Source organism: Bradyrhizobium sp. CCBAU 11386 (genome assembly GCF_028128955.1).
GTDB lineage: Bacteria > Pseudomonadota > Alphaproteobacteria > Rhizobiales > Xanthobacteraceae > Bradyrhizobium.
In genome coordinates, this window is record NZ_LBKA01000002.1 from 204234 (window position 1) to 215251 (window position 11018).

Below are 11018 nucleotides of genomic sequence, written 5' to 3' on the forward strand. Positions count from 1 at the left end.
TCAATCCGATGATCGGCCATGACCGCCCATGGGCTATTCAGAAAAGCCGGGCCAACGCAAATCCCTCTCGGAAACTTCCACGACCGGTAACGGCCAATCAATGTCGAATGCCGGGTCATCGTAGCGGATGCCGCCGGCAAACGCCGGTTCGTAGCGCGTCGAGATCAGGTAGCTCACCTCGACATCATCGCAGAGGGTTTGAAACCCGTGGGCGAACCCCTTTGGAACGTAGAGCTGGGAACCGTTGGCAGAAGAGAGTTCAAATTTCTGCCAGCGGCGAAAGGACGGCGAATCCCGCCTGATGTCAACGATGACATCAAGAATTGAACCGCTCGTGCAGCGTATCAGCTTTGCTTCCGAGTACGGCTCACGCTGAAAATGAAGCCCACGCAAGGTGCCTCTCCGCGCCGAAAACGAGATGCTGTGCTGGGGATATTGCTGCTCGAGTCCATGTTCGGCGAACGCGTCCATGCAAAAGGTGCGAGCAAAGAATCCCCGGTTGTCATGGGCTGGCTCCAATTCAACGATGTAAGCTCCGTGGAGGGGCGTTGGGATAATTTGCACAGGTTGTCTCTGTTTTTGATGCGTCTCACAGTGTGTGCCGCCGGCGCGCGGCGCGAACCGCATAGCTCGTCATTCAGGTCTTAATCATTGGGCGGATGTGAATGTCGGTGACCTCAGCCGTACGTGGCAGGAGCAGGGCATTCACGATGACCGACGCTACGTCAGCGGGCTGCAGCAGAAGCTCGGAGTGATAGCTCTTGTCCTCGATTCGGTGGAGCCGCTCCTGCATGTCGGTAGCCGTCCGTCCCGGGTATACGCTCAGGACCCTGACACCATACGAATTGACCTCACCGCGCAGGCTATCGGCGATCGCCTTGAGGGCGTGCTTGGTTGCGTCATATTGGGCGGACATCGGTTTGGCAGTAATGCCGCTGCTCGAATTGATGAAGACGATCTGTCCCTTGTGCTCCTTCAGCATGGGCAAGAGCGCTTGTGCGAGGGCGAGGGGTGCACGAACATTGGTCTGGTAGAGTTCGTCGAACTCCGCGAGACTGCTCTGTTCGACCGGTCCGGCTTTATGCAGGGCCGCACTCTGTATCAGAAAGTCAATCCGGTGGAGGCTCTGCCTGACGCCCTGCGTCAACTCGAGCTGGCCCCTGGGGACGGACAGATCGGCACGATAGCAGACGGCCGGCACTCCCATGTCACGTGCTCTTGAAGCGACGGACTCCAGTGCTTCCAGCCTGCGACCGATCAGGCAAAGGCCTGCGCCTTCGCGGGCGAGGGCGAGGGCGACGGCGGCGCCGATTCCGGATCCGCCTCCTGTAATGACCGCCATCCGGTCTTCGAGATTGCGCCCTTTCGGTCCCATTTCGTTAAACTCAGGCGACATTCGTGGTTAATGCCTGGCTCTGGCCATAGAGCCGGCGGTTTGATGACTATTATAATAGTTGACTATTTATTAGATTTAAAGTTGGATTACGTTATTAAATAAATGCAGGCTTAGTTGAGATTTTAGCGCGCAGCTTGGCCGGAAGTGCGCCGGCCGGACGCACGATTCACACCAGGAACCCGGGCCTATGCACGCCACGATCAAGGAAAGCGCAACCGCACAAAGTGGCGCAGCGCAGTATGGATGTTGTCGCCTGTGCGGCGCGCCGTTGGCGACGACCTTTGTGAACCTTGGGATGACGCCGCTGTGCGAAAGCTTCCTGGCAGCCGGCGAGACGGACAAGATGGAGGCCTACTTCCCTCTCCACGCGCTGGTTTGCGGCGAATGTTTCCTGGTTCAGCTCCGCGAATACGTCCAGCCGGTCAACATCTTCAGCGAGTACGCATATTTTTCCTCATTCTCGACGTCATGGGTCGAGCATGCGCGCCGCTATTGCGAGATGGCAGTGGCGCGGTTCGGACTCGGGTCAACTAGCCAGGTGTTCGAAATTGCAAGCAACGATGGATACCTTCTCCAGCATTTTCTGCCGCTTGGTGTGCCCGTTCTCGGCATTGAGCCCGCGGCCAACGTCGCTGAAGCGGCTCGCCGCAAGAACATTCCAACTTTGGTCGAGTTCTTCGGATTGAGGCTGGCTCGTCGTCTCGTGTCGGAGGGGCAGCGCGCTGACCTGATCATTGGAAACAATGTCCTGGCACAAGTCCCCGACCTGAACGACTTTGCGGCCGGAATGGCTCATCTTTTGGCGCCGGAAGGGGTCATCACACTGGAATTCCCGCACCTCGAACGGCTCATAGTCGAGAACCAGTTCGACACTATTTACCATGAGCACTTCTCGTATTTTTCCCTCCTCACGATTGATCGTCTCGCGCAACGCCATCAGCTCAGAATATTCGACGTTGAGCAGATCAGCACGCATGGCGGATCACTGCGCGTCTATCTGTGCCGCGCAGATGCGACACACACTCGGTCCGCGAGTGTGAATGCGCTGCTGAGCCATGAACGGGAAATCGGGTTTGAGGACATCGCAAGCTACGCGCGGTTCGCCGCAAAGGTCCATCGCACAAAGCGCCAGCTCTTGTCATTCTTGATCGGATGCAAGGAGAAGGGTGCAAAGATATGCGGATATGGAGCGCCGGGCAAAGGCAATACGCTGCTGAACTACTGCGGCATCGGTATGGATTTCCTCGAATGCACCGTTGACCGCAATCCATACAAGCACGGGCGAGTGACCCCCGGGATGCATGTCCCGATCTATCCAGTATCGACGATCGATGAGCTTCGGCCGGACTATCTGTTGATTTTGCCGTGGAATCTGAAGCGCGAGATCGTCGAGCAGATGCGACACGTGAGTTCGTGGGGATGCAAGATGGTTGTGCCGATACCCGACGTGGAAGTGATCGATCCCCGGGAGTTCGCAACATGAAAGTAGTGCTGTTCTGCGGCGGGCTCGGCACCCGCATTCGCGAGTACTCCGACAGCGTTCCGAAGCCGATGGTGCCTATCGGCCACCAGCCGATTCTGTGGCACGTCATGGAGTACTACAGCCAGTACGGCCATCAGGATTTCATTCTCTGCCTTGGATACAAGGCAAACGTCGTCAAAGACTACTTCCTGAATTACAGGCAGACCGCAAATAGCGACTGCACGGTTTCAAACTTCGGCAAGAAGGTCGAGATACTGGGCCAGAGACCGCCGGATTGGCGTGTCTCCCTGATGGATACCGGTATCTGGCGCAATATCGGACAGCGTTTGATGGCGGTCCGCCACCTTGTCGAGAGCGAGGAGATATTCCTGGCGAACTACAGTGACGGTCTGACGGACGCATACCTGCCGGACATGATCGACCGCTTCAGGAAGAGCGGCAAGATTGCCTCCTTCATCGCCATCCATCCGCCGGTCAGTTTTCACCTTGCCGAATTTGACGAGCAAGGTGCCGTGCGGCGGCTACGCGCCAGCCAGGAATCCGATATTTGGATCAACGGAGGCTACTTTATCTTTCGTAAGGAGATCTTCGATTTCATCCAGGAAGGCGAAGAGCTCGTGGTTGAGCCATTCAAGCGGTTGATCGAATGCGACAAGTTGATGGCATTCAAGCATGAAGGCTTCTGGCGGGCGATGGATACTCTTAGAGATAGGCAAGTCCTCGAAGAGATGATCGAACGCGGAAAAATGCCGTGGCGGCTCGATGGTGGCGCTCGGGCCGCGGTAGCGCCATGAAGTCGTTGCGGCTTGCTGCGCCTGGCGATCGTTTGTCTGTGCTTTGCCTGGGCGCCCATTCGGATGACATCGAAATTGGAGCAGGAGCCACGCTTCTGAGTTTGCTTGAGCGCGGCATTCGTCTGGATGTGCACTGGTGTGTCCTGAGTGCCGCTGGCGAGCGTGAGGGCGAGGCGCGAGCATCCGCGGCGGACTTTCTATCCGAGGCGGCCAGGGCTCAAATCGACATCGCGGGTTTCCGAGACGGGTTGTTTCCCGAGCAGGGCGAGGAGATCAAATGCTGGTTCGAGGCCCTGAAGGGACGAGTTGGGCCGGATGTGATTCTCACCCACAAGCGCGATGATGCTCATCAGGATCATCGCCAAGTGTCGCGCCTGACGTGGAACACGTTCCGAGATCACTTCATCCTCGAATACGAAGTCCCCAAGTGGGATGGGGATGTAGGACGGCCAAATTTCTATGCGCCTGTCTCGGCGCGGGCCCTGCAACGCAAGATCGATCTATTGGTGTCACACTTCGGAAGCCAGCGCTCCAAGCAATGGTTCGATCCCGAAGTCTTCCGCGGGCTGGCGCGCCTCCGTGGGATGGAGTGTCGGGCACCGGAGGAATACGCCGAAGCGTTTGTAGCGAGGAAACTCACGGTGAACTGAGCTTTGCGTCGGATGCTAACAGGAGCCCTCGGGCAGAGTCATGCGAGGGCAGAGCAGAACTCGGGTCTTCCGTCTGCGGAGACTAGGATGGACAATCTGAAAAGGGTGGTGGTTCGCAGCGGCTTCGTGAGGCTGGGAGGGCAGGCGGCCAGTTTCTCGCTCCGTCTTGCGACCATGGCGACCCTGGCGCGCCTGCTAGAGCCCCAGGATTTCGGATTGGTCGCCATGACCACGGTCGTGACCGGAGTCTTTCAGTTGCTCGCGACTACTGGGCTGTCTTCAGCGACAATTCAGAAGGACACGATTACGCACGAGCAGCTCTCAACGTTATTCTGGGTCAACCTCTTGATTGGAGCAACTCTAGCATTGCTTTGTGTGCTCGCTGCACCGATTCTTGTCGCATTCTATAACGAGCCACGGCTGTTCTGGCTGACTGTCGCAGCGGGGGCGGGGTTCATCCTCGGTGCTGCGGGGGCACAGCATTCCGCGCTTCTGCAACGCCACCTGCGGTACACGGCTCTCACCGTCATTGAAGTTCTCTCATTGCTGGTGAGCTTCGCTGCGGGAGTGGGTATGGCCCTTGTTGGCTTGGGATACTGGGCCATCCTGAGCATGGCGCTCGTTTCGAGCGCCGTCTATGCGATCTGCGTATGGTTAGTCAGTGGGTGGAGTCCCGCGTTGCCGCGACGCACGGCTGGAGTCCGTGGTTTGCTGGGTTTTGGTGGAGTAGTGACGCTGAATGCTTTCGTCGTCTACGTCGCTTACAACGTCGAAAAGCTGCTGCTCGGTCGATACTGGGGAGCGGACGCACTCGGAATTTATGAACGAGGATACCGGCTCATCAACATCCCGACCGCAGAACTCAACTCAGCTATCGGTGGAATCGCATTTTCGGGCTTATCGCGGATTCAAAACGATCGCATTCGGTTGAGGAACTACTTTCTGAAGGGATACTCGATCATTGTGGCCATGACGATTCCCATCACCATTCTTTGCGCAGTGTTCGTCGATGACATTATCGCGGTGGTGCTCGGGCCAAGATGGGCAGCTGTGGCGGATATTTTTCGCTTGCTGACGCCGACAATCCTGATCTTTGGCGTCATCAATCCCGTTGCATGGCTTCTCTTTGCGCTCGGACTGCAAGTACGAAGCCTGAAGATCGCGTTGGTCATCGCTCCCTTGGTGATTACGGCCTACATCATTGGTCTACCTTATGGCCCCCGCGGGGTCGCATTTGCCTACTCCGCCGCCATGATTTTGTGGTTCATCCCACACATTCTCTGGTGCTTGCATGGAACGCTGGTCTCCCCGCGGGACCTGCTGTTGGCAGCGGGGCGGCCGTTGCTTGCAGGAATTGTCGCTGCTGGTTTCGGCGTAGCAGTGGAACTCTGTCTCGGTCGGTCGGAATGGCACCTCGCGAAGCTATTCGTGGGAGGCGCCACCGTTGTTGCCGTTTACTCTTTGGTGCTTCTGTTCTTCATGGGACAGAGGACGTTTTACCTTGCTCTATTCAAGGAAATTAGGGGCGCGTTTTCCGCACCCTAGATACTACTTTGTGGGATTGCTGATCAGACTTTCGCATGAGTACCGCGGCTGAGTGCATTGGAGAACGGACATGAGCAGGCTACGATCAGGCGATTGGGTGGAAGTCCGGAGCAAAGCAGAAATCTTGCGCACACTCGGCAAGAATGGTTGCTTGGAAGGGCTCCCATTCATGCCGCAGATGTTCCAGTATTGCGGTCAGCGCTTCAGGGTCTACAAGCGGGCGCACAAGACTTGCGATACGGTCACCGGTAATTCACTCGGACGAAAGCTCCCGGACGGGGTGCATCTTGATCTGCGTTGTGATGGCAAGGCATACGGCAGCTGCCAAGCTGCCTGCCTGATTTTTTGGAAGGAAGCGTGGCTTAAGCCGGTCATGGAAGGTGCGGCTTCCACGGTAACCTCGCCACGATCTGACTCCGCGCCGAGCGGCAAGGCCGCCTCGGCCGTTTGCACCGAGGAGGACGTCTGCAATGCAACGCATGTCCGCGGTCCCTTTGGCGAGGCAGTATACCGTTGCCAAGCAACGCGATTGCTCGACTACACCACGCAGTTGCCGTGGTGGGACGTCAGGCAGTACGTTGAGGATTATACCTCCGGCAATGCATCATTGGGTCGTATGGCTTGCGGCTTTCTCTACGTAGCTTACTATTTCGGATCACTGGCGTACCGCGGGAGACTGGGACGTCCAGGTCGTTGGTTGTACGATCGCTTCCAGGCGATGAGGGGCGGGGTTCCATTCCCGCGAAGAGAAGGAAATATACCGTTCGGACACCCCACACCCAAGTGCGACCTGAATCTACAGCCCGGTGAACTGGTTCGTGTTAAGTCGTTCGAGGAGATCCGTGCTTCACTCGACACAGCAGGCCAAAACCGAGGAATGGGTTTCGACGCAGAATTGGCGCCTTATTGCGGAGGAACCTATCGCGTCAGAGCGAGGGTGAACAACTTTATAGACGAACGAACCGGAAAGATGACTAGGTTGAAAACCCCCGCCGTGCTGTTGGAGGGCGTGTGCTGCCAATCTCGTTACAGTCACAATCGAATGTTCTGTCCTCGAAGCATCTATTCCTGGTGGCGTGAGATTTGGCTTGAAAGGATTTCGGAGACCGCGCGCTCTGACCTGTCATCTGTTGCACGTGTGGATCGTCGCGAGGAAGACAAGGTCCACTGAGCGCCTGATCTGAGGTGCGGCGCTTCGGATTCGAGGTTGGAGCGACGAGGGCGGATCTGGGTTGAAGGAGGTGACGAGAACCCCCTTCAACANTCAATTCGCTACTCGTCACCTAAATTGCGCCTAGCTTCGCGCAGACCGCGTGTAAGATCATGAAAACAGGAAGAGCGAAGAAAAACCACACCACGTTGTTGTCTGCATCCCGCGAAAACTCACGGTTTGCATCTTTTTCGGTGCCATGACGGACGATGACCGAATACGCTCTGCTTGGACGGTAGCGTTTGGCCGCTTGCCTCAACAGCTGCTTGACGGCGGTTTCTTGCTCGCTTGGGAGACCGGAGCGAGTGTCCATTATCGTTGATCCTCAATCCAGGCCTGCAGGAGCAGCTTCGAGAGCAGTTTGCCTAAAGGCACTTCCCGAATCCCCTAACGGGCGCTGTAAACACTTCCGAGGCCCGGCGGTTCACGCTGGCGGGCCTTTCAGTTTTGGCGCAACTGCCGCACGAGCGGCCCTTTTCAGCGCCGCATCGATGGTCTTGAAACGGGTGCCGCGAGGAGATAGTCCCCTCTGCCGCTTGGGCGATAATTTGGAAACTCTGGTAACTAGCCGCAGATTGCTGCCGCAGCTGGTGCATTCATAGAGCTTCAGCTCGTAACCTTTGCCGACGGGAAAAAGGACCTTGAGCACTCGAGGTTGGTTACAAAGCATGCATCCGGCTTCGCCGTTCACGATAGATCCTCCGGAAAAGCAATTTGGTCGCAATGAACGGAACGAGATCTGAGTCTGGATCCAGAGGCAATAGGTCTGCCATGCCGATGAAAGTGGCCCGGTGAGCATTCTGCAAATTGTCGATCGATGGTGGCCCGGACGTCAGCGCGCTATTGCCTCCCGTATAGGTGTGAAGAAGGCCCCTCCGAATCGGTGGCGACTTACAGGAATCGGCTAGTCTGTCGGCAGCGACGGAATCCGGCCGGGGCTGGACAGTTGCAGCCAGGGCCGTGCGGCATAGATCCCGCACGGCCCTGGTTCAAATCTGTGGATTAGGATGCCGGCTAGGCCCTCGCACATTCCGACTTATTTCGAGCGCCTAGGTCTTGAAGCGACCATAAAAAGTTAGCTAATCCCCGGCGAAGTCGGTCCCCGCACTGTGATCAAAATGCTCGCGAAGGGCTGGATCGAACTGGTGGGGCCAAACCGAAAATATCGGATCACAGATCTGGGTTCGATGCGATGAAGCGCAGGATTCCATCCAAAGGCTAGACGTTCCGAGCGTGAGAGCGCCGAACGTAAACAAGCCCCTGCCGGTGCACGCGACAGGGGCCGTGCAGATGGATGGCGCGAGGCTCTTGCGAGGTGTCGTGCCAAGGACCCGCCTTGGTAGAACGTTGGATTGAAGCTTTCGGATGGCGAGAATGTTGGGCATCTCGCGCAAATAAGCGGCACCGTCCCCGCGGGCTCAGTGGGACAGTTCGAACTTCCGGATCGCGTGCACCCGCGGCGGGGACATTTCCCCTTGTCTCGGCGGTCAGGAACCAGCCAGGCGAAACGCGATGCCGATCCCTGCTCATCTGCGGGGGGCCGTGCTAAGAGGTGGGGCAATGAGCGGCGCCCTAATAGCGACGTAGTATACGAGCCGACGAGATATGATTTTAAGCACTCACGCAGTTGTCGGCGGCGCCATCGCTAGACCGCATCGTGATAGAGTCTTTATGGCGCTAGGTGCCGCGTTCGACCTGGCCATATTGGGTACGAGCCCAGGCGCTTGAGAACGCGTTCTCGGCGAAGTGAAGAATTAAGGCCCCGCCGGTTCACGCTGGCGGGCCTAGCACTCCCGGCGCTCTAATCCGCAATTGGATCGGCAGCCGGGAGCATCGGGGCTGGAAGAGCGAGCGGTGCCATGTTCGGCCGTTAATGACAACGGGCGGAACAGCGGACTCCGGTAGTTACACGGAGTCCTTATTCGGAACGGGGTGTTCTACTGTGAGAACACCGGCGAGATTTAAGTATCAGCCAATTTCAAGTTGCCCGGGATATGGCCGCAGTGGGGCTGGAACCACGCTGCGGCTTTTCCCGTTGGAGTTAGTTCCTAGCCGTCGCGGCACGGAACACCGAAGTTGTCGCAGGTGAGAGCGAAGGTCTCTTTCGCCTTCGCATCCTCAAAGCAGAAGCGCGTGCCGACATCGGCGCGATCGATCCACCAATCAATTTTACTGTCCCTTGCAATGCGGGAGGCTTCTCCTCGCAGCAGATCCAACTTTCTTCCAGTAACGTGGACGATCAGGCAATTTTCCTTGGTCATGAATGACGTCCTTATAATTGAAGCAACGGCTCAATTTGATTCCGACAAAACGAAAATCGTGTGGCGTCTCCCCAGAGAGAGAGAGAGAGAGAGAGAGAGAGAGAGAGAGAGAGAGAGAGAGAGAGAGAGAGAGAGAGAGACGATCATTGATCCCGCTTCAGCTTGCGCCGATGCGGCCTCCGCCGCATCTGTGCGGAGCTTTTCCAACTGAACCTGCATGTCTTTCATTGCAGCTATTCCGTTCCCTGAGGGGAACCGTACTGCCAAGGTGTGAAAGCGAACAGAGCTGAATGCCGAATTTTCCTAGGCTCGGGTCGCTGGATCGACGCAGTCCAGCACCTCCAGCGGCCCCGGCCTTCCACACCTCAAAAGCCCCCATGGCCGGGGTCGTCTTTCAAATGGCTACCGATAGCCCATGCCACCGATAGGCCCTATGGCCTTCCAGTTGAAGTCCGGCCGCACGTCCGCACCGCGCCTGCCGCAGGCGCCGCACACGAAGCGAGGCTCGATATCTGACAGTCGCACGTCATCGGCCCAGCGGTCGGCGCTGAGGGCTATTGAGTGGCTACAGCGGTAATCTGCGCAGTAAACTAGGACACCGCGCAGGCCCATCTCGCGCATCTCGCCGAAGGATATCTTGCGCGGCCGACCATCGGCGTGCGTAGGCGTGTGGCGGCGGACATGGCGTGGCATGCCGCCATCGAAACGCGGCGTGGGCGAGAGTCAAATTGTCGATTACTGGTGGCTCGGAACGGGCGTGAAATACAGCCCGTCGTGTATCAGGATGGCGGGCTTTTTCAGGCATTTGTGAACTGCTTCACAACGCGCGAGGGTTTGTTTTTCTAATGTTTCCTCGGCCTGTGCGGTCGCGATCGACACACGAGGAGATATTCATGAAGCTTATTCTTTCAATCCTCATGATTTTTCCGGCGAGCGCTTTCGCCAACGATTGTCCCGGATTTTTAAACTACGTGAAGGCCAATTCGCAGCTAAAACAGTACAGTAACAGTCAGATTCGATGCTTTATGACTAAGCCGCCCAAGCAGCACACTGCACTATTCACTTTATCATCTGGCAACGTGACCGTCGCTTGCACCGTCTCGGGATCTTATCCCTACCGACAATTGTCTTGCTCTGACGGCGGCCAAAGCTTCGGAAGGTCGCTCAAAAACTAGGAATAGCCCTCGGTCAAACGCCGACGCGAACCTTGTGCGGATGGCGTCAAACTACTGCCTGTCGTGGGTGGCGAGATGAGCCGCCGGTTCACGCTGGCGGGGCCTTTTCGTTGTCACCAGGTTATGCCAACTTGGCGACCTTTATTTTTTGGGAGAGATGAGCGTGGCTACAGGTATTGTGAAATGGTTCAACCCGACCAAGGGCTATGGCTTCATTCAGCCCGACGACGGCGGGAAGGACATTTTTGTGCATATTTCCGCGGTGGAGAAGGCCGGCTTCAGCAGCTTGGCAGAGGGTGCCAAGGTGAGCTACGAAATCGTGACGGATCGAGGCAAGCAGTCGGCAGGTAATCTGAGGCTGTAAGCGCGGCGGGCAACCAGAGGCCGGCCAGTTCACGCTGGCGTGGCTCTCAATGCCGCGCGATATCCGACGCGAAAAATTCGTTTCGCAAATGTCGTTTGATGTTCTCGGGCTGGCGCTCTCCCTGGGCAGCGAGCTTAAGC

11 protein-coding genes are annotated in these 11018 nt (G+C 57.1%); 6 read left to right on the top strand and 5 right to left on the bottom strand.

The window, feature by feature from the left end; genetic code table 11:
• Positions 1-33: 33 nt before the first annotated feature.
• Both rfbC and XI09_RS01170 read right to left on the bottom strand, forming a co-directional pair.
• Complete coding sequence (gene rfbC, locus XI09_RS01165; RefSeq protein WP_271565330.1) at positions 34-564, bottom strand: dTDP-4-dehydrorhamnose 3,5-epimerase; 531 nt, start codon at positions 562-564, stop codon at positions 34-36.
• A gap of 73 nt (positions 565-637) precedes the next feature.
• Positions 638-1396 carry an SDR family oxidoreductase gene (locus XI09_RS01170; RefSeq protein WP_271565310.1) on the bottom strand — a complete coding sequence of 253 codons (759 nt, stop codon included), beginning with the start codon at positions 1394-1396 and terminating at the stop codon, positions 638-640.
• Positions 1397-1583: 187 nt separating this feature from the next.
• Here XI09_RS01170 and XI09_RS01175 point away from each other — a divergent pair, with 187 nt between their 5' ends.
• The 5 genes from XI09_RS01175 to XI09_RS01195 all read left to right on the top strand — a co-directional run bounded on the left by XI09_RS01175 (position 1584) and on the right by XI09_RS01195 (position 7039).
• Positions 1584-2879 (top strand): class I SAM-dependent methyltransferase, encoded by a 1296-nt coding sequence (locus XI09_RS01175; protein WP_271565311.1) that lies wholly within the window; start codon positions 1584-1586, stop codon positions 2877-2879.
• Positions 2876-3673, top strand: a complete 798-nt coding sequence (locus tag XI09_RS01180; protein ID WP_271565312.1) for a glucose-1-phosphate cytidylyltransferase — start codon at positions 2876-2878, stop codon at positions 3671-3673. The genes XI09_RS01175 and XI09_RS01180 overlap by 4 nt, the downstream gene beginning before the upstream one ends.
• Positions 3670-4323 (top strand): PIG-L deacetylase family protein, encoded by a 654-nt coding sequence (locus XI09_RS01185; protein WP_271565313.1) that lies wholly within the window; start codon positions 3670-3672, stop codon positions 4321-4323. The genes XI09_RS01180 and XI09_RS01185 overlap by 4 nt, the downstream gene beginning before the upstream one ends.
• Positions 4324-4410: 87 nt before the next feature.
• Entirely contained in the window at positions 4411-5868 is a 1458-nt protein-coding gene (locus tag XI09_RS01190) for a lipopolysaccharide biosynthesis protein (protein WP_271565314.1), read from the top strand.
• A 70-nt stretch (positions 5869-5938) separates the two neighbouring features.
• Positions 5939-7039, top strand: a complete 1101-nt coding sequence (locus tag XI09_RS01195; RefSeq protein WP_271565315.1) for a hypothetical protein — start codon at positions 5939-5941, stop codon at positions 7037-7039.
• A gap of 112 nt (positions 7040-7151) precedes the next feature.
• On the opposite strand, the gene XI09_RS01200 is transcribed toward XI09_RS01195, so the two are convergent.
• The 3 genes from XI09_RS01200 to XI09_RS01210 form a co-directional block, all read right to left on the bottom strand.
• Positions 7152-7391, bottom strand: coding sequence for a hypothetical protein (locus XI09_RS01200; protein WP_271565316.1), 240 nt, complete (start codon positions 7389-7391; stop codon positions 7152-7154).
• Positions 7392-7502: 111 nt separating this feature from the next.
• Positions 7503-7769, bottom strand: coding sequence for a hypothetical protein (locus XI09_RS01205; protein WP_271565317.1), 267 nt, complete (start codon positions 7767-7769; stop codon positions 7503-7505).
• A 1357-nt stretch (positions 7770-9126) separates the two neighbouring features.
• A complete protein-coding gene (locus XI09_RS01210; RefSeq protein ID WP_271565318.1) occupies positions 9127-9339 on the bottom strand; it encodes a hypothetical protein in 213 nt (70 codons plus the stop codon).
• A gap of 1338 nt (positions 9340-10677) precedes the next feature.
• Between XI09_RS01210 and XI09_RS01220 the strand changes: the two genes are divergently transcribed.
• Positions 10678-10878 (top strand): cold-shock protein, encoded by a 201-nt coding sequence (locus XI09_RS01220; RefSeq protein WP_271565320.1) that lies wholly within the window; start codon positions 10678-10680, stop codon positions 10876-10878.
• The last annotated feature ends 140 nt before the right edge of the window (positions 10879-11018 follow it).